Source organism: Paenibacillus sp. Y660, from assembly GCF_057221575.1.
The window spans coordinates 145997-172765 of record NZ_JBXBBJ010000008.1; the positions used below are offsets into that span (position 1 = coordinate 145997).

Consider the following 26769-nt stretch of genomic DNA (forward strand, 5'->3'; position numbering starts at 1 on the left):
TAAATAAAGTGAAACATTATCCATGGAAAATGTTTTGCATCGACGAGCTCTATGAAAACAAGCTATACTAGCAAAGTACTAAACAGAGTACGCGCAGGCGAATACATAAGGTGAGAAAAACGCGAATGAAAAAAATTTAAAAGTTTTTTTCAGAACATCGCAACTTTTCACACTCACATGCGTTTAAATACATGAAGTCGAAACGAACGCATGATTTGATGCGCTAGACCTACTCTTGCTGGTTGCCATTTGGAATGAATTCTCAACTTCCTCTTTACGGTATGAGTTGCCCATTGTATAATGTTATAGTGGTGCCGCTACTCTAGCAATTTTCTAGCCTTTTTTACAAGTTTCTACGACATGATTTTACAAATGGGTTTATCATGATCGTGGACATCATTTATATCAAATCTATGCTCAACTCTGGAAAGGGGGTGAATCAGCTATGAGGGAAAAGAGCAATTCACTATTTAAACAAAACTCTCAACAACCGCATGTATTTAGAGGAGGAGAAATAAAGGTTATGAAGAAAAAAATAGCAGCATTTGTACTATCGGCAGCGTTAGTACTTCCAACATCTCTTACAGCTTTTGCAGCAACTACAACGCCATCTGATGTGGTAGGTAAACCAAACCAATCCGCAATCGAAGAGCTTACAGCACTTGATATCCTTCAAGGTTACGCAGATGGTACTTTCAAACCAGAAAACAACATTACTCGCGCAGAATTGGCAAAAGTAATCGTTTCTGCAACTGGTAGCGAATCTGCTGCTAAAGCACTTCAAAACGTTAAATCGCAATTTAAAGATGTTAAAACAAACGAATGGTACACTGGCTACATAAACGTAGCTGCTGGTAAAGGCTTCTTGCTTGGCGACAAAGGAACTGGAAAATTCCGTCCTAGCGACAACATCAAGTTTGAAGAAGTAACAGCTATCATTGTTCGTGCTCTTGGCTACCAAGACAAAAACTTGACTGGCGCTTGGCCATACAATGTTTTGTTGAAAGCTGAATCACTTAACCTATTCGACAAAACAACGCTTGCACAAGGAACTGTTACTACACGTGGTGTAGTTGCACAACTAGTAAGCAACGCACTTGGTGAAAACCTAGTTGAGTGGAATGCTGACGCACAATTGTACAGCAACACTGGTAAATTGCTGATTTCACGTCTTGGAACAACTTCGGAGCAAGTTTTGAACTCTGCAGTTCTTGATTCAAACGGCCGTATCGTTTTGAACAACGTTCCAAAAACATTGGCAGCTAAATTTATCATTACTGGCGGCAAAACTTTGTCTGACCTTCTTGCTCACAACTTGACAGTTCTTACTGATAAAGACGGTAAAATCCGCGCTATTACGGATAACCAAACTGCTGACAATGTAGTTTCTGGTACACTTAACGCTGAATTCAAAAGCACTTCAAGCCAAGTTGAAGTTAAAATCGGTTCAGCTGTAAGCAAGTATGACACAGTAACATCTTCTGCTTACTATGTAAACAGCGATTCTGTTGTAGCTGGTGATTTGCCGGTTGCTAAGGACACTGCAGTTTCTGTGTTCTTGTATGACAACACAACTGCAAACGTTACTGCAGGTGTTGTTGGTAAAATTCGCGCAGTTACATTTACAAAAGTAAACACTTCTAATGCACTATTTGATTCTTATGTTGCAGCAACTGCTACAACTAAAGCACGCGTTCTTACTAAAAACAACTCTGTAAACATTGCTGATACTACTTCGGTAACAATCAATGGCGAAGTGAAAGCTGTAACTGATCTTGTTAAAAACGATGTTCTTGACATTGTTAACAACAAAGATAAAGTAGCAGTTAAAATCACTGCAACACGTACTGTTGTTGAAGGTAAAATCGCTAGCAAAACAACTACAGCAGATGGTACTGTTAGCTACACAGTTGACGGAAAAACCTATGCAATTACATCTACTGGTCCGAAAGACTTGACTAAAGACGCTTCGTACAAACTGTTCTTGAACAAAGACGGTAAAATTGCTGGCGCTGATTTGTTGAGCGGTGGAACTTCTGATGCGAAGTATGGCGTTATTCTTAATGTGAAAGGTAATGTGAAAGGATCCGATGCATTCTCAACTGCTAAGGATGTATTCAAATACTACTCTATTAAAGAAAATGCAACTAAAAATGTAGAACTTAATGTTAAAACTTGGAATGACAGCAACCCTGATGCCGATAACGGTACTACTATCATTGTTGGTGACGATGTTGACAAAACTCCAGTTGTTACGACTCCATTTGATAACGACCTTGGAGCTATCGTTATCTGGAAATTGAAAGAAACTGATAACAGTATTTCTGGTATCACAAGTGTTACTGAATTGACTACGGATACTTTGGTTACTGAAAAGAATGAAAAAACTTTGAAAGTATCTAAAAACAATGGTTCAAATGTAACTTATGATATTAACGAAAACACAATCGTTTTGGATGCTTCTGACGCAGCTAGCCTTACAAAAGATGCTGGTGATCGTGGAGTATCTACAAGCAGCTTGGCTAACCTGTCTGCAGGTAATAGCGTTAATATCATTACTGAGAACAACTCAACATTTGCTAAGTACGTTTTGATCACTAAAAAAGGCGCTAAAGATGCTAAAGAAACTAAAAACGGTCTATTCGTTTCGGCTAACAAAAGCGGTGACGACTACTCTGTAGTTCTTAACATCAAAGGCACAAACGAAACATTTAAACTTACTGGTACTGAAGGCGCAGCGATCTACAAAGCAATTGTAGATACTAACCCATCTGCTAGCAGCTCTGTATACCACAAAGATTCCAGAACTCTTGTTCAACTGAAAGACTCTGTGGTAAAAGACGCAGGTGGTGAACTTGAAATAGCGAGCAATGCATATGATACTCTAGAGAAAATCGATGCTGTTAAACACATCGATGTTACACTCGGTGGAACTAGTCTTGCTGATGGTACACTGAAACTTGATGGTGTTACTAAGCCATACTATGTAAACAGCGCAACTGCAATCTACATCAATGACAAAGTTAATAACACATTGACTACTGATGGTATCTTTGCAGATGTAACTGCTTATGCTAGTGAAACTGATCTTACTAAATACTCCATTGCTGTAATTGGCGATGATAGCTATGGTAACTTCACACTTGCAAAAGCAATCGTTCTTGTTAAAAAGAAATAATTAATACTAAATGAAGGAATCCGGTGAGGAAACTCACCGGATTCTTTTTTGTGTGTTCATACATCATTCATATATTCTTGATATAATAAATGAGCGATAAAGTGAAGTGATTGGAGGGAACAATAAATAGTTTTTGAGAAAACGAAACCTATTGCATGCTTTTTACGTCTATATAAAAAAAGATACGGAGTGATTAAAAATTATGAACAGTTTACCAAGAAAAAGATTTTTAAAGAGCCAGCTTGCTTTAGCCATATTGTTGATAATGGCTCTTTTACTGCCGTCTTTACCATCCAACAGTAATGCGGCAGCCGCTGTAGCAGCCTTTAAACCGGTGTACATAACGAGCAACTCATATGTGAAGCTTGAAAATGCGGATATTATTCCGAGCAGCAAAGGAAGAATGGCAAGCTTTGCGATTACGTTCTACAATGGCGGCAGCGCTCCGATTAATTTGCGAGATTATTGGGTTCGCTTGAAATCTACAAGCGGCACGAAGTATGTAGCGAATTTGATTGAAAGCGATAAGACTAAAAAGAGTGTCCCTGCTAAGTCGACTGTTACACTTACTTTCTACAGTGAGGTCCCAGCATCTGTTTCATTGAGTAATCTTGTTTTAAATGTGATTAAATTCGACTTCTCGGTTGCCGGCTATGAAAAACAATTAGGCACGTTTACATTCCCAACATCTTACTCCAATGACGTTAAAGTTAATGGTTATAAAGGCTCCAAAATAAATAATGCGGTCATAAACATGAGAATCAATAAATCGACAATTTCCAAAGGTACAGATAATAATGTCGTTAACGTGGAATTGGCGATGAGAAATACAGAAAATTTTGAAGTGACTTTGTCGAACCTTTCATTCTATCTTCAAGCGAACAACGGTGCCATGTATCAGATTAAGACGACCACTGATGCTGCACAAGGTATTATATTACGTTCGAAAATATTGGAAAATGTAAAACTATCCGTTTCGCTGCCTAAAGCCATTTCAAGCACAGGTTTAAAGCTGGTCGTTACGCAGTCAGTTGGTGAGGCAGCAACTGCGATCACGCTGCCTGTGGTGAAGTTTCATTTGAGCTTGAATGCAGCATCAGCAACAACAGCGAATAATTACGCTTATGTGAGTGGCGATTACTCCTATAATGTAAAAGTAAGTTCAATTGAACGTTACTCTTGGTTGAATGAAGTTAATATTATTAGCAAAATGGAAATTAAAAATGCCGGAACTAAAACAGCGCCAGTTCCTAAGATTTCAGGTGCTCTGTATTTAGGCAATAATGCAGAAATACCTACAAAAGCTATTTTATCGGATTCACAGGTATCCTTGGCTGCAGGCGGTTCCATTTCAATTTATTACACGGGTACAGTACCAACCAGCACTTCTCTGACTGATTTGAAGCTTAAGCTATTCGAGAAGGAAGGCGAAACGCAGCGTGAGCTAACTTCATTGAATACACCCGCTCCTCTTACGAATAAGACCGTTGCTATTGGTGGAGAGAATATCATCGATACGTTTGGACAGAAGTTTACTGCAAAGGTTACGGAAGTTAAAGTATTAGAAGGATCCACGAATAATTTGTATGCAGCATATTTGGATGTAACTAACAATCAAGAGACTGCAAATGCAACTTCGAGATTGGCAGGTTATCTAGAAACGACAGCAGGAAATAAGTATACGGTGTCTATTATTAAAACGAACAATTTAATCAACGCATCGAAAAAAGAGCAAGTGCTTGTAACTGCAGAGTTGCCGAAGGAAGTAGATCTTGCTAACGCAAGTCTCGTATTGGGATTAGCCTACAATGACGAGGGTATCGTGAAAACAACGGATGCTACTGTCAAAGGATATGTTAATGCAGCACGTTATGCCCTGCCATTGCCACTGCAAACGACAAATATCTTCAATAATCTAAAAATTGGTGCTTACACCATTAATATCGATAATATTATTGCTTTCTTAAATGATACAACAATTGATGTGGATCTTAACGGTACGGTTACACGCGATACTAGCTATGATGGATTCACGAATAAGAAGTTCAGTATATTTTTCGAGGATATATCGACTAATTTAGTTATGCTGCAAGTACCTTTTGAAATTGAAGCAGCATCTGGTCAGTATGTATGGAAATCCGGCAGCAACTATACGAATATTGTTCAGAATATGTCTAGTAAGTTGATTTCACCAACATTTAATGTAAGTATTTATGAAGAGATAAACGGATTTAAGATAAGGCTAGTTACAAAACAAATCAAATGGTCTCCTTATCTAAACTGGGCTGATCCAGCAGTGAAGTAATGTAATAATTTTACTAGTTTAAGAGGCGAAAATCGGGTATCGTAAAGAGATATCCGCTTTTTTTGCTAGGAGGTTTCATAAGTTGAAAAAAATGATAGTAAGGCTTGCTATTGGAGCTGTATTAGTATCAACAGGACTGGCAATTGGAATGATGAATTCTAATGCCATCGAAGCTGATGGAATTAACACTTCGCCAGGCTCTGTAGAGGATCCAGTTGTTACCAAAAGCTATGTGGACGAGCAGTTGGCAAAATTGGGCGCAGGCTCTGTAGGCGGCGGTACGGCGCCATCAACAGACTCAGCATTGGAAGTCGTATCGATACCCGCAGGCAAGATTTTAATGGCAGGACAAGGCGCTGAGGTCATTGTGCGCGTAGGGAAAGCAATTGCATACAGCTCTGATGCCAGCGGTATTGCTGATCTTACGGGCGGGACTGATTTGACTAAGGGACAAGCTGTCCCTACAAACCACTTGTTGTTATTCCCACGTGCAGGCCGCGGCATTCTACCTGATCCCAATCAGAAGAACGGTCTTACGGTTTTGGTTAAAGGCAGCTACACTTTGCAATAATATGGATAGATGCTCTACATTTTACCCGTACTGACAATAGATTATACGCTTCGAAAATGATGGCTTGATACACAATACATATGTGTTCTACATTCATTTGGAGGTGTCATTTCATGAGTCGTTCGAATAAAGTGGTAGTGCAACAAAGTAAAGCAGCGCTTAATCAATTGAAATATGAAATCGCAGCAGAATTTGGGTTAACGTCCGGAGCCTATGCAGGCACTGGCGCAGATACTGAATTTGCGGGTGAGCTTGGAGCTTCCTCTGGCTCTGGACAAAGCGTGCATTGGTCATCACTTTCCACACGACAAGCTGGTTCAGTAGGTGGAGAGATTACAAGAAGGTTGATTGCAAAAGCAGAATCTGTGCTTGGTGGATACTAGCAAATACTGGAAATCTCGACTTCCATTGACACAAAGCGACATTTTCGGTATCATACTGTCTTAGAAGAGTTGTTAAACAACCTTTTCCTCCGGGAAAAGGTTCATTTTTTGTGTAGAATGTTCGCACTTATTTCATATTAAGGTTATAGGAGGTTGATATGGATGTCGGTTAAAGGACGCCATTTGTTCACATCGGAATCAGTAACTGAAGGCCATCCGGATAAGATCTGTGATCAAATATCCGATGCTGTCTTAGATGCATTCCTTGAGGCAGACCCATTCGCGCGTGTCGCTTGTGAGGTTTCTGTCGCTACAGGTCTTGTTTTGGTAATTGGTGAAATCAGCAGTCGTGCGGATTATGTTGATATTTCAGCAATCGCACGCCGCACAATTAAGGAAATTGGCTATACACGTGCCAAATACGGCTTTGACTCCAGCACATGTGCGGTTTTGACATCGCTTAATGAGCAGTCGGCTGATATTGCACAAGGCGTTAACGCAGCGCTTGAGACTCGTGATGGCAAGGATATGAAGCAAGAGAACGAAGATATCGGCGCAGGCGATCAAGGTCTTATGTTCGGTTTTGCTACGAATGAAACACCTGAGCTTATGCCGCTTCCAATCGCTTTGTCACACCGCATTGCACGCCGCTTGTCTGAAGTTCGTAAGAACGAAACGCTTGCATACCTTCGTCCAGATGGAAAAACGCAGGTTACAATCGAATACGCAGACGGCAAACCAGTACGCGTAGACACGATTGTCGTTTCTACTCAGCATGCGGAAGAAATTACGCTAGAGCAAATCCAACAGGATATTCTTGAGCATGTCATTAAACCAGTTGTCCCTGTTGAATGGCTTGATGCGGATACAAAATACTTTATTAACCCAACAGGCCGTTTCGTAATCGGCGGACCTCAAGGCGATGCAGGCTTGACTGGCCGCAAAATTATCGTTGATACGTATGGCGGCTACGCTCGTCATGGCGGCGGCGCATTCTCCGGCAAGGATCCTACAAAAGTTGACCGCTCAGCAGCTTATGCGGCTCGTTATGTAGCTAAGAACATCGTTGCTGCAGGACTTGCTGACAAATGCGAAATCCAATTGGCTTATGCGATTGGTGTTGCACAACCTGTATCGATCAACGTAGATACTTATGGAACAGGCAAAATCGGCGAAGATAAGCTCGTTGACCTTATCAATAGCAACTTTGACCTTCGTCCAGCTGGCATTATCAAAATGCTTGATCTTCGTCGTCCAATCTACAGACAAACAGCTGCATATGGTCACTTCGGCCGTACGGATGTTGATCTTCCTTGGGAACGCGTTGACAAAGCAGAGAAGCTTAAAGCAGACGCCGGCGTTCAAAGCGGAATATAAGCTTATATTATAAATGGACCAAAAGCTATCCACAAAGTAGTTAGACTACTCGTGGATAGCTTTTTGTTTGTTATTAGGAACAAAAAAGGGGAATAACCTAAATTTTTCATGTGTACATACCGACAAATAATGTACGAGTGTAATTTTTTGAGGAGTGAATTGAAATGAATCGAACCAGCAAGCTGTCTTCCTTTATCGCCGTAATGCTGTTTCTCCAATTAAGCTTGGCAGGCTGGCCGTCATCCCCGCAGCAAGCAGCTGCCGCACCTGCAGGACCAGTCGTATTAAGTCTCAGACCAGCTGATGATCTAATTAACGTATCGATAACGGCTGATCTGAAAATGACCTTTGATGAAAATGTCACCAAAGGGATTAATACGACGTCCATATCCATTTATGATTATGCAACGAGTAATTTGGTCGAAAGGATTCCTTTGTCATCTGATCGTATCTCAATTGATTCAACGCAGCGTACAGTAACCGTTGATCCGACTAATATTTTCGCTTTAAATACGAATTATTATGTTTTGATTGATGCCGGTGCATTTGTTAATGCTTCGAATGCTGCTGGCTATGCAGGAATCAATAGCGCTACAAGCTGGAATTTTCGAACGGTTGCCGAAGTGGATATAACGAAGCCTGTACATACTGGCGTAGTACCTACAGCGTCACCCATTGCAGTAACTACTCCGATTATCATTACCTTTAACGAGCCGGTGTATGTTGCAAGCGGAAACATTCAAATGAATTCATCAGAGGATAATAGATCGATTGCGGTTACCTCAAACGCGGTAAGAGGCAGCGGCACGAACCAGATCGTCATACAGCCTCCGGCAGCGCTGCAGCCAAGCACAGCGTATTCCGTGACGATCCCGAATACAGCATTTCAAGATGCGTTAGGGAATCTTTTTAACGGCATCACGTGGAGCTTTGCAACAGATACGGCACCGGTGAATGTGTCTGCGTTGATTCCTTCAGACAATGCGACATCCGTGGCGCCTGATGCGACGCTCACGATTACTTTCGACAAAAACGTTCAGCCGCGTGCCGATAAATTTATCGAAATACGCAGGGTTAGCAATAATACCACCTTTGAGCGATTTAGTGCTATTTCATCTAAAGTAACCATCACGAATAATCAGGTGAGTATTAAACCTGCCACTAATCTGGAGGCAAATACGGCTTATTATGTATTAATCGAGGCGGGTGCTTTTACACAACCAGATCCGAGCGGAGATCAATGGTATCACGGGATTGCAGGTGCATCCGTTTGGAATTTCAGTACAAATCCCGGCTATGAGAACATTCCGCCTGCTGCAACAGCCGTATCACCGGCTGCCGGTGGATCGATCAGCAGCTTGAACTCACTTTTGCAGATCACTTTTAATGAACCCGTATTTCTGAACAGCGGAGCGATCGAAATTAGGGATTCGGCAACCGGGGCATTGTTCCGGTCGATTCCAGTGACTTCGGAGCGGATCACGGGAGGCGGAACCTATCAAATTACGATTGATCCGAATAAAGCCATTACCGGCGAGGCTGAGAAGGCGTTCGTAAATAACACCAAATATGATGTCACCATTGGCAATCGTGCCATTCGCGATGCGGCAGAAAATTACTATTCCGGAATTTCTGCATCTACAACTTGGTCCTTCACGGTTTCACAGGATACGGTAAGACCAACACTATCGTTATTGCATCCGTTGAACAACGCAGTTTCTGTTAGTCTTAGTCAAGCCTTTACGGCAACGTTCAGCGAAGCCATTAAGAAAGGCGCAACAGGCTCGATTATGTTTAATCCTATCGGCGATAGCACGTTGAAGCCGATTCCGGGTAACTTTTATGTAGATGGCAATAATAATAATGTTCTAGTCATCACGCCGACAAAGAATTTTGATCCAAAAACTACCTATTATGTGACGATTGATGCAAGCGCGGTGACCGATCTGGCCGGAAACAATTTTGCTGGTATACTTAATGAGTATCAGTGGACGTTTCAGACATATGGCTCCGATAATACGGCTCCTGTCTTAAGTAAGCTTGAGTGGAGTGGATCAACGATTACATTGACCTACAATGAAGAGCTGAATGTACATAAGATCCCTTCTACGGGAAGCTTCTATGTGACGGTTAATGGGGCACCACGATCGGTGACAGGCGTCCAGGTTCGAGGAGAAGCAGTCACGCTTACGGTATCAAGTCCCATCGTGGCTGGACAGCAGGTGAAGCTGTCCTACTCGAAGGCGACAGTAGGGCTGATTCAAGATACCTCAGATAATGAAGCAGTCAGCATTGTTAATCAGGATGTATCGGGCGCGAAAGATGTCACAGCACCTTCAGTCATAAGCGGCAACGCTTCTGGCAGCTCAATTACATTATCTTTTAATAAAGAATTATCACCGGTAAACAGCTATGCCTATCTGCAATTTTCTGTTAGCATCGGCGGTGTTAAATACAGCACGACATCAATTTCAAGCACGGGCAGCAATATTTTGCTTACGATTAATGGATCGATTCAAAATTATCAAAATGTTTATGTAACCTATGCACCTGGTTCTCACCCGGTACGGGATAAGTCAGGCAATTACTTGGCTGCATTTAATAATTATAGTCTTTATAGTGTGCCTGATACGAGTACGCCGACTCTGCAATACATCAGTGTTAGCAGTAACATCGTCACATTAAAATACAACAAGAGCTTAAATACACAAAGCGTGCCTGCCGTTGGTCAGTTTAATGTAATGGTCGATAGCAGCGTACGTCCTGTTCAGCAAGTCAATGTTACAGGCGATACTGTGCTATTAACACTTTCATCTGTCATAACTAATGGACAAGTGGTGTCCGTATCCTATTTGGCCGCGATGTCGTTAATTTTGGATTTGGCAGGCAATGCTTCATCGTCATTTACGAATGTTACTTCTGGCGGCGGGAGCAGCGGTGGACAAAACGGAACGATTTATGGCGTCATTGCAAAAGGCTACACCGTTACTTTGACTTTTGCAGAATCGTTGAATAGCGGATATGTTCCTTCTATTTCTCAATTTCTAGTGAAAGCTAACAGTGCCATACGATTGGTATCGCGTGTAGAGTTAAGCGGGTCATCCGTAATATTAAGGTTAGCCGCACCAGTTGCAACAGGCGAGGCCGTAACCGTAACTTATCATTCAAATTCGACCGGCCTTCGAACGAATAGCGGTACGATGATCAATAGCTTTTCGAATATAAGCGCTGCTAATCAAACCACAATTCTGGATGGGTTATCAGGCGATTATGAAGAATCCGCTGGCGGCGGAATTGGACTAAAGACGTCCGCTGCGACTGCGACTAGGGATACCTCGCCTGCTGGCGTACAAGCCAACCGCTATACGCTGCCGTATGATAAGTTGCTTACAGCTTTTCAAACCGTTCGAACAGCCGGCATAGCCACTCCTCGAGTAGCATTTAAAGTGCCTGCATCAGAAAATGCGGCGATTGTTTCTGTACCGATAAGCACGCTGAATATGGCGAATCGCATATATGCTAATTCCGTATTTGCTGTTCAGTACGGCGATGTTGCTTATGAGCTGCAGTTGACGGATAGGGATTTTGCGAAAATGAATACTTTGCTTAATGGTAGTTCCTCATCAGGGCAATTGCTCATTCGTATCGATCAAGGTTTATCGACGGTGACCAGCAATCTAAGCTCGAAAATAAACAGTTCCAATATCTCGATGCTAGCTGGCCCGTATCACTTTGATGTTACTGCTGTGAGCGGTTCTGTGCAGAAGCCTTTGAATGATTTCAACGGCTATGTGTCGCGCACAATTCAAACCAATCAAGCTGTCGACACGAGCAGGGCAGCGGTGGTATGGTTCGACCCAGCCTTAGGGGAGCTATCCTATGTTCCGACTGAGCTAACGACAACCGGAGAAAAGACGACAGCGGCGTTCAAGCGGAAAGGCAACAGCTCTTATGCGCTTGTTGCGAATTCATCCAGCTTCTCGGATTTAACTATGCACTGGGCAGCAGCCAATATTCATACGTTGTCTCGGAAATTCATCGTAGAAGGCCGAACAGCAACAAAGTTTGAGCCTAATAAAGCAATTACGCGCGGTGAGTTTGCAACCTATATAGCGAAAGGGCTTGGCCTGAACAGCGACAGTGCAGCAGCTGCAAAATTCAAGGATATTAATACGGGTACCGCAATGGGGGCTTATATTGGAGCGGCTTCAGCCGCGGGGATCGTAGCAGGCAACACGGATGGCACCTTTAAGCCGAACAATCCGATTACGCGCCAGGAAATGGCCGCTATGATGATTAGAGCCGCTAGTGCAGCTGGCTTAAATGTACAGCTCCCTCAATCAGCAGCTTCCTATCTCCAGAAGTATGCGGATCGGGGTCAAGTTGGCGCATGGGCACGGACCGATGTAGCGAAATCGATATATATCGGTGTCATAAGCGGTAAAACAGCGACGACATTGAGTCCGCAAACCAATGCGACCCGGGCAGAAGGATCGGTTATGCTATTGCGTTTGCTGCAAAAGGTGAAGTTTTTGACCCCATAATATAAAATACGAAGGCTCAGACCGCGCATCTTTTATGCGGACTGAGCCTTTTTGATTGCATAGCTGATATCTATCGGTTTATATAATACGATAGCACTCTTTTATCAGACGTAACTTTTCTACTACTCTTGTAGTCTATAACTATTAGATGAATTGATGGGAGAGTTGCTAAACTAATGGGTAAGGTTCATAGAATCATCGAACGGCAGACGGGAAGCTTGGGGAAGCGTGTCATTATCGTAGTATTAGGCGGAGCGTTGCTGGTGCAGCCAATCGCATCAATCTTGCCTGGAGTCGGGAAAACCGCATTCATAGAGTCCACACAGGCGGCTGCTAGTGATCCAGTGCTTAAGCTGTCACAGCAATCGTTTATAACTGCAGGAGCTAAGCGGCTTGACTACGTCTTTCATACGACGCGCGGAAGCTCTAAGGCGCAAACCGATGTGCATGTCATTGAAATCGATTTAACGAATCCCTACGTATCCTTAAATGCGATGAGCGGGAGAAATAATAGCATTGGTCAAGTAAATACCATTCTTAATATGACAAAAGAAAACGGAGCAGTAGCTGCGATCAATGCTGACGTTTTCGTAATGGGCAATGAGGGTGCGCCGCTTGGCGGGCAGGTCGCAAGCGGCATGTTCATGTCAAGCCCAGCCAAGCTGAAGGGGATGTATGCTTTCTCGCTTTCGAAGGATCGCAAGCCGATGATCGATAATTATACGTTCGATGGCTTAGTGACAGCAGCGGATGGGTCTACCTTCCCGCTAGAGGGATTGAATCAATCGGCCTATGTACCTGAAACGACAGGCACCAAATTTAGTCATGTCAATAAGATGTATATCTATACTAGTGCTTGGGGCGGAGCAGAACGTCCGAAAAATTCGGGCTCCACACCTACCGAGGTATTGGTACGCAACGGCATTATTGAAGAGATCTCGATTGACAAAGCAATCGCCGGACAAGCGCCCGCTGATGGATACATTCTTCGCGCGCATGGCATTGCAGCAAATTATGTAAAGGATCGTTTGCAGATTGGACAATCGATCGCTGCTGACTACTCTCTTGTTTCTCAGACCACAGGATCAAAGGTAGATCCTGCGTCCTTCGAGATGATGGCTGGCGGACATACGCTGCTTGTTAATGGCGGTGCTGCTGCGTCGTATTCCCGCGATATTACTGGGGTTAGCGGCAACTCGTATACCTCACGCTCAGGTATCGGCTATTCACAGGACGGAACAAAGGTCTATCTTATCACAAGCGAACGCTATGGAAGCAATACGGGTGTCAGCCTGAAGGAGCTTCAACAAATAATGGTGCAGCTCGGCGTGTATAAAGGCGTCAATCTCGATGGCGGCGGTTCGACGACGATGATCGAGCGTCCGCTTGGAAGCAGTGCGCTGCAGCTTGCTCATTCAACGCAATATGGATCAACGCAGCGAAGCGTATCGAACGGAATAGGCGTATTCACAACGGCTCCGAAAGGTACGCTTAAGGGCATATCTGTAAGTGGATCTAAAGTCATGCTAATAGGACAAAAGTCATCTTATTCAATTAATGGATATGATACATATTACAATCCGTTTGAATTCGAAAATGGATCCGCGATATGGAGCTCTGAGAAAGCGATTGGCACCTTCCAGGGCAGCGAGTTTACAGCGACAAAGGCCGGCAAAACGACGCTTAGCGTGAAGTCAGGCGATATAACCACGCAGCAGGATATTGAAGTCATTGGCCAGGATCAGATTGCCTCGCTCTCCATCGATACGGCAGCAGGCGTACTCGCAAAGGGAGCAACGATCTCGGTTCCACTGACAATGAAGCTTAAAAACGGCAATACCTATAAACTAAGCGGCGACTCCGTAAAATGGGAATTTGTTGGCTTCACAGCCGTTCAAAATGGCGACAGCCTAACGGTTCAATCCGTTAATGCCGGAACAAGCACAGGTTATGCGATTGCTCGCTATGACGGTTATCCGGCTATGATTCCATTCACACAAGGGGAAGCGGTCAGTACGTTCGAGGATTTTGAGAAATCGACCTATCCGATTACTTCACAGGTTACTCCTGCCGAGACGACAGGAAGCGTAAATCTGGTGTCCGATTTCCCAGGTCAAACATCTGCCAAGGCGATGAAGCTGGATTATGATTTTACGAATGGAACGGGAACGAAAGCTTCTTATGCGGTATTTAATACGAACGGCCGTGCCATAGAGGGCTCGCCAACCTCAATGACGGTAGACCTATACGGGGATAACAGCCTGAACTGGGTACGGGCAGAGTTTATTGATGCGGATGGAAAAGCACAGCTTCTAGATCTTGCGAAGCAGCTCGATTGGACAGGCTGGAAAAACGTGAAGGTGAATCTATCGTCAGCAGGGATGAAGTTCCCGGTTAAGCTAAAGCGGATCTATGTGGTTACGATTGCCGAGGGTCAGGATGAGCGTGTTGCATCTGGTTCAATTGGACTAGACAACATGAAGCTGCAATATCCGCCTGCAGCAGCAGTTGATTCGAATACTAAAGTAGTGATGACCGTTGGCAAGACAGCAGCTTCTGTAAACGGTAAAGCGATCAAGCTGGATTCGGCGCCAATCGTGTTGAATGGAATTACTTATGTGCCGGTTCGATTCGTGTCGGATGCAATGGGATCCAAGCTGCTGTTTAACGGTAAAACGGGACAGGTGACCGTGCTTCGCGGCAATAAGCTGATGGAAATGACGCTTGGGAAAAAGGATCTCATTTTAAATGGCGAGCATCAATCCTCCGAGGTAACTCCGATCGTACGCAATAACCGCACATTAATTCCGGTGCGATTATTCTCGGAGAAGCTTGGCTTAAAAGTTGGCTATGACGGCAAGGCCAAAAAGATTACCATCGATTAACGATGGACGAAAATCTGTGTTATGATAGAATAGATTAACCTTTAAGTAGAGAAAGGTTGCCGATCTATCGTGGACCATTTAACCGTCGATATAAATCGAGTTATAAAAAATGCAATCGAAGTTATGGAAGACAGCAAATATCAGATTTATGAAATATGTGAATTGGCGCGCGCGGAGCTGGAGTCGCTGGAGCAGGAGCTTGAGATCGTTCTTCAGGAAACGGTGCAGACGATCGATAAGGTTGATCAGCTGGAGCTAGACTACCGCCGTGCGCGTATACGATTGACGGAAGTAAGCCGGGATTTCGTACGCTACAAGGAAGATGATATTAAGTCAGCGTATGAGAAGGCTACACAAATTCAATTGGATTTGATGGTTTACCGTGAGAAAGAATCCTACTTGAAGGCGCGTCGGGATGATTTGCAAAAACGCGTCCGCAATGTAGAAAATTCAATCGAGCGTGCTGAAACGATTGCTTCACAAATAAACGTCGTGCTTGAATATTTAGCGGGTGACCTTAACCAGGTTACACGGATCATTGAATCTGCCAAAACAAGGCAGCTGCTTGGGTTGAAGATCATTTTGGCGCAAGAGGAGGAGCGAAAACGGATCGCTAGAGAAATTCATGACGGCCCGGCTCAATCGCTTGCCAATATCGTTCTTCGGACTGAAATTGCAGAACGTATGCTTATCAAGCAGGAATTTGTGATGGTACAGGAAGAATTAGTAGATTTGAAAGGTCAGGTCCGTTCCGGTCTGGAAGAGATACGCAAAATTATTTTCAATTTGCGTCCGATGGCACTGGATGATTTGGGACTTGTTCCGACTCTTCGTAAATTCACGCAGGATTTTGAAGAGAAAACGAAAATACATACTGTATTCGAGTTAATCGGTAAAGAAGTTCGGATGCCCTCTGCAATGGAAGCGGCTATATACCGCTTGGTTCAGGAAGCATTCACCAACGCTTTGAAGCATGCGAGTGCTTCTCATGTTTTGCTCGAAATTAACTATCAGCCACAACAAATTTCTATCGTTATTCAGGACAATGGCGTTGGTTTTCATAGCGAATTAATTGAGCAGGATGCTGGCCATAACGCACACTTTGGATTGGTGGGGATGAGAGAACGAATTGAGCTGATCGAGGGAAGGATGGATATAGACTCAAATCCCGGTAGAGGGACGAAAATTATGATAGATATACCAACGACAGCCGAATCTAGAAAGGAGTAAGATGATGATCCAGAAACCTGCAAGCAGTGCAAATACAATCAAAATTTTACTTGCGGATGACCACCAGCTGTTTCGTGAAGGACTTAAGCGGATTCTGAATATGGAAGACGATCTTGAAGTCATTGGCGAATGCGGAGACGGCATTCAAGTAATGGAGTTTTGCAATCATACGATTCCAGAAATTGTTCTGATGGATATTAATATGCCAATCGAGAATGGTGTCGTTGCGACAGAGCGTTTAAAAAGCTTGTTCCCTGACGTAAAGGTTATCATTCTATCTATCCACGACGATGAGAGCTATGTATTTGAAACGCTTCGCAAAGGGGCTACCGGCTACCTGCTGAAGGACATGGAGGCGGAATCGCTAATTAACGCTATTCGCTCTGTCGTTCAAGGCCATGCTTATATCCATCCTAAAGTGACAGGCAAGCTGATTAACCAGCTACGCCGCATGACTTATTTGGACGAGATGGGAATCGTTTCAGGAGCAGCAGCTGCTCAAGAGCCGGGCGTTAAGTTCGTTGCAGGCGATGAGAGCCCTCTTACGCGGCGTGAGGCAGAGGTGCTGAGACTTATGGCTGAGGGCAAGAGCAATAAGCTCATTGGTGAATTTCTGTTTATCAGCGAAAAAACCGTTAAAAACCATGTCAGCAGTATTTTGCAAAAAATGGAAGTTGATGATCGTACGCAGGCTGTTATTCAATCGATCAAATATGGTTGGGTCACGCTTTAATATGGTAACATCAAAAATCCCGTATCGGATGATACGGGATTTTTTTGATGCGCGTCTAAAGGTGAAATAAAAAACTCCGAAGCTGCCTTTTTAAGGCTGCTCCGGAGATAAAGATAAAATGATCGGTTGCTTTAATTCTGCCGTTTATCTTCCTTGCCGTTTCTTACGAAGCGAGAGGAAGCCGGCTGAAAGGGCAAAGGCGCCTATGAGGTAATAAGGAACAGGACTGGAATCGCCTGTTTTTGGAAGCGTGGCAAGCGGAACTTGATCCTCGGCCACATCGATAGCGGTATCAGCAGGCGGCTCGCCATTTTGATTATCTTCAATACCGCCTATTGGCGGCTCCTCATCGACTATTTCAACAATTGTAGTAATCTCTGGTGATGGAGTGGGAGCAGGTGACGTCGAGGCTGCAGGAGTTGAAGTTGGCGTACTTACAGGTGTTGGAGACGATGCTGGTGTTGTATAAGGCGTAGTCTCAGGTGTCGGTGATGCTGATGGAGGAGTAGTAGGCGTAGTCTCAGGTGTTGGGGATGCTGACGGCGGTGTAGTAGGCGTAGTCTCAGGTGTTGGGGATGCTGACGGCGGTGTAGTAGGCGTAGTCTCAGGTGTCGGTGATGCTGATGGCGGAGTAGTAGGCGTAGTCTCAGGTGTTGGGGATGCCGACGGCGGTGTAGTAGGCGTAGTCTCAGGTGTAGGTGATGTTGACGGTGGTGTAGTAGGCGTAGTCTCAGGTGTTGGGGATGCTGACGGCGGTGTAGTAGGCGTAATCTCAGGTGTTGGGGATGCTGACGGTGTTGGAGTAGGCGTAATCTCAGGTGTTGGGGATGCTGACGGTGTTGGAGTAGGCGTAATCTCAGGTGTTGGGGATGCTGACGGTGTTGGAGTAGGTGTAATCTCAGGTGTTGGGGATGCTGACGGTGTTGGAGTAGGTGTAATCTCAGGTGTAGGAGATGGTGATGGTGTCGCAGACGGCACAGTGCATGTGTTGTTAAGCTTTAGCTTCCAGCCTAAAATTTTGTCGCCATGAGCGCCTGTGCCTAGATCGAAGAGCTCGTTGCCGCTGTATATATCCAATTGATAAGGCAGACATTTCGGGATATCAATTGTGGCGGAATAGGTTCCCGCTTTATCAACGGGAATGGATTGGCCGCTAAAATGCTTCTGCTTATGGTAAGGTATCGTCGTGTCATTGGGACCGGGTACCCAGTCAGCTGCACCTTCATAAGAGGAAAAACTGACTCTCACACAATCCACTATGGTCGTAAAGGTTGCTGTTGCCGTGTCATTGCTATTGACTGTGATGCTGGAATGATTGGCTATGACATCTGCTTTGCTGTTTGAATAACTCTGGCAGCTGTTTTCAATACCAGTTACGGCTGCAGCTGCGTCACCGTTGCTTTGGCCCTCAGCCATGACGAAGGAGCCAAGCGTAAGCGAAAAAAATAATAAGACGACCAGGCTCAAAGTAAACTGCTTTTTCACATAATGCATCTTTCACTCTCCTCTTAGAGTATGTAGTGGTTCTAAGAGGGCCGGTTACACTATTGGCTCCATATAATCCAAGTGTCCATATGCAGATTATACTTCATCGCTTCCCTAGCTTTGACGCTTTGCAGAGCCCATCTTCTCCCTGTAATCTATGCTTGAATATCGTATATATGCAGGATGTAATAAGATGATAACACATACAGTGAATTGCTCAAGGGTGTTTCTTTGTCGTAAATTGACTATTAATTACAGGTTGAAAACGGCTGTCTTTGGACATGTCGCACATTTTGTCATCTTGTCCCCGGCTGTCGGAACCAGTGGGCTCTTCTTGGCATATAGTGTCACAAAGAGGAGGTGGCCGCTATGTTTGAGCTTCTACTTTTAGTGATTGGCTGTTATGCTTTTGCTGCATTGTCGGTGCATCTGGCGTTTCGAATTTGGCGCGGAAGGCAGCAATCGAGCAAGCATTATGTACTCGTTGCGGACGTTCGGCAAAAAAATATGGAATGGTATGTGCGTTCATTGTTTTCTTTCTCGCGGAGAATGGGCAAAGATGTTCGCCTGACAATTATCGATCGTGGTGTCACAGACGAGATGATTGCGATTGTAGAACGTTTGGCTAGAGGTGGCAACGAGGTTAGGGTACACCCTAAAGAAAATGCGCCTCAAACAGAAATCGAGGATAGTAAGCGCTCACAAACGAGTGGAGTAGATGGAACCCAGCTGCTGTGGCTGCTTCAGGCAGAAGGAATCGTGTCGCATTCCGATCATGCGGTGCTGGTTGATTTGCAAAACCCGTCGGATTTGTCGAAAATGCCATTTTAGTATATAATTTTCCGTAATTGAATATCCGGAGTGAAGCACACTCAATGACGCGGCTGCGTTGTTGGGTGTGCTTTTTTTTTTTGTCCGGGCGTTATGGCAACGCGCGATAGCGCGATGGATATTGAAATGCGGGGAAGGGAGCGAAAGCGGATGAAGGCTCAAGTGTATGTTGTGGAGGTTAACGGGCATTGGCAGGCGTCGGCAACGATTCATCCAGAGGTGGACAAGCAATTCTGGATGAATGGGGAGTTTGGCAAGGCAGGGCGGCTTAACGGAAAAATTGCGGATTCGGGCTGGCTTTTAAAAGAGCTGCTGCCGCTTGGCGATGCTTGCCTCGCTGCTCGGCTTTGGGAGGATGGGCTGAGGCGTAGAATAGAGAAAAAGGATGACTTGACTATCAGCTGCAATGAAATGGGATATCAAGCGAGATCGTTCGAAGCGTTAGAGCTGTTGCTTTCTTGTGTAGCGGAGGCTAAGCGTTGCGGGCTGAATGACGGAAAGGCTGCAGGCAGCCGGCGGTGGTGGCATTTGGGTAGTAGAAGCAAACGGAAATCGGCATTGAAGGTAGAGAACTTGCTGGGTTTGGCGGAGCGTTGGGAGTGTGTTGGAGCACGGCGACATGGAAAGTGGAGTGAGGGAGAGGGAGCTAGTGTAGGCGGCGATGGAGGGGGGACGATTGAGCAGGTGAAAAGCGGAGAGCTGAGCGCGAGTATGTCGCGTGCAGCGGTGCGCAAGCAAGGCGGAGAAGCGGAGCGAGCGCTTGGCGATGCGGAGCTGGGAGAGATTGCGGCAGGGGCGAAGCTTGCCGCAGGCATGATGCAGGGACGTGCGCTATTGCGAAGCGAGGCGCACGCCCTGTTAGCTGGCGCGGGCGGGCCCGGCGCCGCGGTGAGCTGGAGCGGAGTGCTCCAGCTTGCCGCGCTGCTCGGGCGGGTGCGCCTGAGCGGAGCGATCGCCGCCGGGGATGGCGGGCGATTGGACGCTTTGGGGCGCCGCAGGCGCGAGCGCAGCTGTTTGCGCTGCGGGAGCGGCGAGGCGCATATGCACCGCACGGCATGTGCGGCGTGCGGGCGGTTGTGCGCCTATTGTACGGCGTGCATTGGGATGGGGCGGAGCCGGGAATGCGAGCTGCTCGTTACTATGCAGCATTCTGCTTTGCTTGGAATGAAGACGGATCGGCGGCCGCTCATGCAGCTGCCGTTAGAACAGCGGCTTAAGAAATGGAGCCTTAGCCCGGCACAGGCCGCTGCTGCTGCGAAGGCGCTCCGTTTCGTTGAAGAGTATGAGACGATGGAATCTCCTCAATTATCAAAGGGTGTACCCAAGCAAACGAGAGATTTTTTACTTTGGGCGGTTACGGGAGCGGGCAAGACCGAAATGATTTTCCCGCTGGTGGAATCGGTGCTGCTTCGAGGCGGAAGGGCACTTATCGCAACGCCGCGCCGCGATGTTGTCATTGAACTAGATCCGCGTATCCGCAAAGCGTTCCCGGCAGCTTCGGTTGTCACCTTATACGGCGGCAGCGAGCAGCGCTGGGAGAGCGGCGACATCACGCTTGCCACGACACATCAACTGCTGCGTTTCTATCAAGGCTTTGACTTAGTCGTCGTAGACGAGCTTGATGCGTTTCCCTACGCCGGCGATCCTATTCTTCATTATGCCGCAGATAAAAGCTGCGCGCCTGGCGCTGCCCGGCTGCTGCTCTCTGCTACGCCGCCGAGCGAGCTGCAGCGAGCGGCGAAGCGCGGCAAGCTTCCGCATGCGAGAGTGCCCGTGCGCTACCATCGTCATCCGCTGCCTGTACCGCAAATGCATCAAACGCCAGCTGTGAAACAAATGCTTCACCAGCGGAAGCTGCCATCCAAGCTGTTGGCCGCTATGCAGGCCTCAATTCAGCGAGATGCCCAGCTGTTTGTATTCGTGCAGCAAATTGCACAGACCGAGCCTATGGCTGCTTTGCTTAGGGCTGTTCTTCAGCTTTCAGCAGTAGCGGCAACTTCCTCTCAGGACGGTGGGCGGACGGAGAAGGTGCAGCGTTTTCGCGCAAGGGAAATTCGCGTGCTGGTCACGACCACGATATTAGAGCGAGGGGTCACGATTCCGAGAAGCGACGTCTATATTTTAGATGCGGACGGACGGCTTTTTGACGAGGCTTCCTTGGTTCAAATGGCGGGCAGGGCAGGACGGTCTGCAGATGACCCGTTTGGCCGCGTCTATTTCTGCAGCCGTGAGCGCAACCGCTCGCAGCTAGCGGCAGTGCGCCACATTCAAAAGATGAACCGCATGGCCCGCAAGGAAGGCTACTTGCTCCCCGCCAGCAAAGGAGGCTCGTCAAAGTGACTTACTCGCCTCAAGCATGGCTCCAGCGTCTTCAATCCGCCTTCGCCACTAGCGCGCAGCTGCTCGCTCCCCGTTCCACCGCATGCCTTCTATGCGGCAAACCGCAAACCGAGGCTCGCAGCGCGGGCAGCATCAACCAATCGAAGCTGACGCCCCGGCTTCGAAAATCGCTTTGCGGAGGATGCCTCTCCGCCATTCCATGGCTCACCCGCATCGCCTGTCCCAGATGCGGACGCGGCATCGCATGCGAGGACTGCATACGCAGTCCGCAACGGGCATTCGTATGCAACCGCAGCGCGGTCTCCTACAATCCAGCAATGCGGTCGATGCTCGCTTTGTACAAATACCGTGGAAACGAGCGGCTTGCGCCTTTGCTTGGCGACATGCTTCTGCCTGTCCTTGATACCATGACTTGCGTGATTGCCCGGCGCCAGCGGTACAACGCTACAAGCGGCAACCTCTCTAAGTCGAAAGGGAAGATAGCCGATTACTGGGATGCGGTCACATATGTCCCTATCAGCCCGGAGAGGGCAAGCGATAGGGGCTTCAATCAAGCGGAGCAGCTGGCAAGCCATTTAGCGCAGCGCTATCGTCTGCCGCTTATGAGCCTGCTCATCCGTTCCCGCCATTCGGAGAAGCAAAGCTTTAAGACGCGTTCGGAGCGAATGCGCGATACTAGGTCGCTTTTTGACGTAAACGAAAGCGAGCTTCGCATTCTTCAATCAAAAACACGCAACTCCGCCAGTAAAGCGAGTAAAGTTCAGCCCGCTCGAGAAACAATTCGCATTCTGCTTATTGATGACATATATACGACGGGAAGTACGGCAGAGGCCTGCTCACAAGAATTGCATCGAAAATCGCAGCGGCCTCTGGAAATTTATATTTTGACCTGGGCTCGTTCCTAAGTAATCCAATATTCATAAGGCGGAAAAATAGATTCATAGTGAAAAAGTTAACGCTTTCGTTTAGAATAAAGTTAATCATCTGATTATTTTTACAAAAAAAGGGGGGCTTAAAGCGATGAACTTAGATAATTGTCCTCGCTGCGGTAAGCTTTTTGCCAAAAATTTTAGAGATGTATGTCCATCGTGCATGCGTGAAATTGATAAAGAGTACGAGCTTTGTTCAAACTATTTGCGTGAGTATAGGGGTTCAATCATAACTGAGGTTTCAGATGCAACTGGAGTTTCAGTTAAACAAATTACGAAATTTATCCGTGAAGGCCGCATTTCTATCGTGAATGCTCCGAATATGTCCTATCCGTGTGAGTCATGCGGAACGCTGATTCGCGATCAAAACCTTTGCGATAGCTGCCGCCAGCGCTTAGAAAAGGATAAGAAGCAAATGTTGGAAGACTTGACGAAGAAGGATGAAATGAAAAACGCTCATAATTCAAATGCTGCATACAGAGGACTAGACAGATATAAGGATAAATAAATGAATTCATGCTAATCTTCCCATGACTATAAAATTTCACTTGACTGAAGCCGATAATACTTGTAAAGGTAATCGGCTTTTTTAGTTTCCGTAAATAATGAGGTGGATAAAAATGAAAATAAACGAGACGAATCGTATTGGCGCGCTTAATTCGTACCATAAGCAAAATGAAGCAAGAGTGAGTGCAGAAGGCAAGACAAAGAAGAAGGACGAGGTCCAGATTTCTGCGGCTGCCAAGGAGATGCTGACAACAAGCAAAACGAGCGGAGCGGACAGAACAGAGCATATCGAGCAGCTTAAACGTTCGGTAGCATCGGGCACGTATCATGTGGAAGCCGGCAAAATTGCCGAGAAGTTGCTTCCTTACTTGAAGGAGTAGTCCTCTAAATGAACGAGTACATCCAGCAGATATTAGTGATTTTGCAAGAGCTATTAGATGAGCACCAGCAGCTTATTGAATACGGAAATGCGAAGACAACGGCAATTACCGTAAACAATGTGGAGACCCTTTCGTACATTTCGAGCAAAGAAAAGAAGAGTCTCCAGCGTATACTGGAACTTGAGCAACGGCGAATCTTTCTGATCGGAAAATATATGCTGGATCAAAAGCTGACAAGCCATCGTTCCTTCAAAATGGAGAAGCTCATCCAGGCTGTCTATCATGCCAATGAGAAGCAGCAGCTGCAGGCCATGTGGCAGCAATTATCGGCAGCGCTAAAGCAGCTCCAAGACATCAATGAATTTAATCAGCAGCTTGTCAGGATGACTTTGGAGCATTTGCATTTCACTCAGGATTTGCTGCTCGGACCGACCGAGGACGAAGCGACCTATCATCGCGCTGTACAAGGAATGGCCTATAATCGTAATGGACGCTTTAATATAAAGACGTAACAAGAGAGGACAATCTACGAATGGGATCGACATTTCATGGCTTAGAAACAGCAAGGCGCAGCTTGTTCACGACACAGTCCGCTCTAAATACGACTGGACATAATATTGCGAATGCTAATACGAAGGGTTACTCGCGTCAGATCGTGAATATGACCGCTTCAAGACCGATAGATGCGGTTGGATTCTCTAAATCAGAGGCAGCAGGCCAGCTCGGTACAGGTGTAGAAGCAAGCTCGATTACACGCATAAGAGAGAAATTTCTCGACAATCAGTACCGCAACGAATATAAATCGCACGGCAATTTCACCGTGCAGCTGGATACGCTGGAAAAGCTGGAAGGCATCGTGAATGAGCCGAGCGACACAGGCTTAAGGACGGTTATCTCGAATTTCTGGAATTCTTGGTCCGATTTGAGCAAAAACCCAGAAAACGCTGACGGTCGGAAAGTCGTTATGGAGCAGACGATGGCAATGGTTGACGCTTTTAATTATACGTCCAAGCAGCTTAGTGATCTGAAAGGCGATTTGACTGAAAATACCGAGATCAATCTGAGTACCGTCAATTCGATTACTAAAAGCATTGCTCAATTAAATAGCGAGATTCGCAGGATCGAGGGTCTTGGCGACAATGCCAATGATATGCGTGACCAACGGGACCTGCTTACGGATCAACTTTCCGGACTAGTAAATATTCGTGTAGAGGAACAAGCGAATGGGTATAGGATTACGATGGGCAATACGGAGCTTGTTCAAGGAACAACCTCGAATGTATTAGATATGGAAGCTATGCAAACCGCATTTGATACAGGTGAACTGAATAGCGGAACCATTTACGGTACAATTCAATCCAGAGATAAATTCGTTGAAGGCTACATAAGCGAGCTTAATAAAATGGTTCAAACGATGGCAAATGGCGAGTTTGAGGTTACGCTGCCAAAAGGATCGGTTTTGCCAAATGGCACGATTTTAAACGGAGTGACCTATTCTACAGTTGCAGGAAATCGTACACTTGCTGAAGATTTAACCGTAACGGTCAATGGCTTAAATGGCTTGCATCAACTAGGTTATTCATTGGCTGGTCAAGATCGTGGTTTGCCTTTCTTCACTGATAATGCAGGTGAAACAAGTGGATTGACGGCAAGTAACATTACTCTAAACCCAGCTATTGTGGCTAATTCTAACTTAATCGCTACTTCAATGCGCGTTAATATAAATGCGGACGGTTCAGAATCAGTAATTAGTGGTAACAATTCGTTATCTGTGCTGTTTTCACAAATGAGAGACATTCGATTTGATTTTGATTCCGGAGCGGACGAGAACTTGAATACAATTGACTCATATTTCCGTTCTGTTGTTGGACAGCTTGGTGTCCAGACAGCCGAGGCGAAGCGGATGCAATCAAATCAGCAAATTATAGTCGAGCAAGTGGAATCACGAAGACAGTCCGTTAGCGGTGTATCGCTTGATGAGGAAATGTCCAACATGATTAAATTTCAGCACGCCTATAACGCAGCCGCAAGAAATATGACTATGATTGATGAAATTTTGGATAAAGTAATAAATGGTATGGGCCGCGTAGGTCTTTAACCAATAATAATGTGGAGGTGACAGGTTATGTCATTCCGTGTGACACAATCGATGGTAAATACGCAGATGCTGCGTAATATAACGAATAATTTGGGACGCATGAATAATATGCAAAACCAGCTCTCTACAGGTATGAGGATAAATAAGCCCTCAGATGATCCAGTCGGCATTACTTTTGCGCTTCGTTACCGAAGTGAGTTGGATTCCAATGACCAGTATTTAGACAACGTAAGCTCAGCAATATCGATGCTGGAGTATACGGATACAACAATCGGCCAAGCTGGCGATGTTATGCAGCGTGTCAAAGAGTTACTTGTGCAGGGTTCTAATGGAACTTTGGAGCAAACGAACTTGGATGCGATAAAAACTGAAATTTCTCAGTTGTACAACCAATTGGTTGGAATTGGAAATAGCCAATTTAACGGTAAATACATATTTAATGGCGAAAAAACGGTAAAGCAGCCTTATCCGACGATGACACTAGAAGAAGCGGCTAATCCTCTAGCTACTCCACCACAGCTTAAGGCATATCATGTCGCCTCAGATACTGGTTCTGTTAGATATGAATTGTCTTCCGGGATGAGTATGGCGGTCAACATTACGGGGAATGAAGTGTTCGGCGGTCCTATAAGCGGTGAAAGCGATACGGGAAGCGACAACATATTTCAGCTTTTGCGGCGTGCTTACGATACATTAACATCAGGTGATAAAGAAGGGGTATCTGATTTAATTGGGCAAGTGGATACCCGAATGAACACAATGTTAACGAAGCGCGCGGAAGTAGGTGCGAAGATGAATCGTGTAGAACTCATTCAAAACCGATTAAAGGATATCGATATTAATCTTCAAACCGTTAAATCGAAGACAGAAGACGCTGATATGTCTAAAGTCATCACGAACATGAAAACGGAAGAAAATGTTTACCAAGCGTCTTTGTCAGTAGGTGCGCAAATTATTCGTCCGAGTCTCGTTGATTTCTTGAGATAGGAGCGG

General features: G+C 45.6%; 18 protein-coding genes and 1 riboswitch. Of the genes, 17 read left to right on the top strand and 1 reads right to left on the bottom strand.

The genetic code is table 11. The features are described from left to right. Positions 1-445 precede the first annotated feature (445 nt). The 9 genes from AC2TDN_RS12245 to AC2TDN_RS12285 all read left to right on the top strand — a co-directional run bounded on the left by AC2TDN_RS12245 (position 446) and on the right by AC2TDN_RS12285 (position 17206). On the top strand, positions 446-3178 hold the full coding sequence (locus AC2TDN_RS12245; protein ID WP_484688179.1) for an S-layer homology domain-containing protein: 2733 nt from the start codon (positions 446-448) through the stop codon (positions 3176-3178). A 202-nt stretch (positions 3179-3380) separates the two neighbouring features. Then, on the top strand, positions 3381-5483 hold the full coding sequence (locus AC2TDN_RS12250; protein WP_484688180.1) for a hypothetical protein: 2103 nt from the start codon (positions 3381-3383) through the stop codon (positions 5481-5483). 91 nt (positions 5484-5574) lie between these two features. Continuing rightward, positions 5575-6054, top strand: a complete 480-nt coding sequence (locus AC2TDN_RS12255; protein WP_484688200.1) for a hypothetical protein — start codon at positions 5575-5577, stop codon at positions 6052-6054. Between the two features lie 113 nt (positions 6055-6167). Further along, entirely contained in the window at positions 6168-6437 is a 270-nt protein-coding gene (locus AC2TDN_RS12260) for an alpha/beta-type small acid-soluble spore protein (RefSeq protein ID WP_482068208.1), read from the top strand. Between the two features lie 162 nt (positions 6438-6599). Further along, entirely contained in the window at positions 6600-7814 is a 1215-nt protein-coding gene (metK, locus tag AC2TDN_RS12265) for a methionine adenosyltransferase (RefSeq protein WP_482068209.1), read from the top strand. Positions 7815-7978: 164 nt separating this feature from the next. Then, positions 7979-12358 carry an Ig-like domain-containing protein gene (locus tag AC2TDN_RS12270; protein ID WP_484688181.1) on the top strand — a complete coding sequence of 1460 codons (4380 nt, stop codon included), beginning with the start codon at positions 7979-7981 and terminating at the stop codon, positions 12356-12358. A 176-nt stretch (positions 12359-12534) separates the two neighbouring features. Further along, positions 12535-15243, top strand: a complete 2709-nt coding sequence (locus AC2TDN_RS12275) for a stalk domain-containing protein (protein WP_484688182.1) — start codon at positions 12535-12537, stop codon at positions 15241-15243. 69 nt (positions 15244-15312) lie between these two features. Beyond that, complete coding sequence (locus AC2TDN_RS12280; RefSeq protein ID WP_482068212.1) at positions 15313-16473, top strand: sensor histidine kinase; 1161 nt, start codon at positions 15313-15315, stop codon at positions 16471-16473. A gap of 4 nt (positions 16474-16477) precedes the next feature. Next, complete coding sequence (locus AC2TDN_RS12285) at positions 16478-17206, top strand: response regulator (RefSeq protein WP_482068255.1); 729 nt, start codon at positions 16478-16480, stop codon at positions 17204-17206. A gap of 144 nt (positions 17207-17350) precedes the next feature. On the opposite strand, the gene AC2TDN_RS12290 is transcribed toward AC2TDN_RS12285, so the two are convergent. Further along, a complete protein-coding gene (locus tag AC2TDN_RS12290) occupies positions 17351-18700 on the bottom strand; it encodes an LPXTG cell wall anchor domain-containing protein (RefSeq protein ID WP_484688183.1) in 1350 nt (449 codons plus the stop codon). A 32-nt stretch (positions 18701-18732) separates the two neighbouring features. Next, positions 18733-18814, bottom strand: a riboswitch (cyclic di-GMP riboswitch). A 246-nt stretch (positions 18815-19060) separates the two neighbouring features. Between AC2TDN_RS12290 and AC2TDN_RS12295 the strand changes: the two genes are divergently transcribed. The 8 genes from AC2TDN_RS12295 to flgL all read left to right on the top strand — a co-directional run bounded on the left by AC2TDN_RS12295 (position 19061) and on the right by flgL (position 26763). Beyond that, positions 19061-19522, top strand: coding sequence for a hypothetical protein (locus AC2TDN_RS12295; protein ID WP_484688184.1), 462 nt, complete (start codon positions 19061-19063; stop codon positions 19520-19522). 150 nt (positions 19523-19672) lie between these two features. Further along, on the top strand, positions 19673-21862 hold the full coding sequence (locus AC2TDN_RS12300) for an ATP-dependent helicase ComFA (protein WP_484688185.1): 2190 nt from the start codon (positions 19673-19675) through the stop codon (positions 21860-21862). Then, positions 21859-22767, top strand: coding sequence for a ComFC family protein (locus AC2TDN_RS12305; RefSeq protein WP_484688186.1), 909 nt, complete (start codon positions 21859-21861; stop codon positions 22765-22767). Before AC2TDN_RS12300 ends, AC2TDN_RS12305 begins: the two co-directional genes overlap by 4 nt. 115 nt (positions 22768-22882) lie before the next feature. Continuing rightward, positions 22883-23299: a TIGR03826 family flagellar region protein gene (locus AC2TDN_RS12310; RefSeq protein WP_484688187.1), complete on the top strand. Its 417-nt coding sequence runs from the start codon at positions 22883-22885 to the stop codon at positions 23297-23299. A gap of 112 nt (positions 23300-23411) precedes the next feature. Then, positions 23412-23678 (top strand): flagellar biosynthesis anti-sigma factor FlgM, encoded by a 267-nt coding sequence (gene flgM / locus AC2TDN_RS12315; RefSeq protein ID WP_482068218.1) that lies wholly within the window; start codon positions 23412-23414, stop codon positions 23676-23678. 8 nt (positions 23679-23686) lie between these two features. Next, entirely contained in the window at positions 23687-24190 is a 504-nt protein-coding gene (locus tag AC2TDN_RS12320) for a flagellar protein FlgN (protein ID WP_482068219.1), read from the top strand. Positions 24191-24210: 20 nt separating this feature from the next. Next, positions 24211-25776 (top strand): flagellar hook-associated protein FlgK, encoded by a 1566-nt coding sequence (gene flgK / locus AC2TDN_RS12325; RefSeq protein WP_484688188.1) that lies wholly within the window; start codon positions 24211-24213, stop codon positions 25774-25776. A gap of 27 nt (positions 25777-25803) precedes the next feature. Beyond that, complete coding sequence (flgL, locus tag AC2TDN_RS12330; protein ID WP_482068221.1) at positions 25804-26763, top strand: flagellar hook-associated protein FlgL; 960 nt, start codon at positions 25804-25806, stop codon at positions 26761-26763. Positions 26764-26769 lie beyond the last annotated feature (6 nt).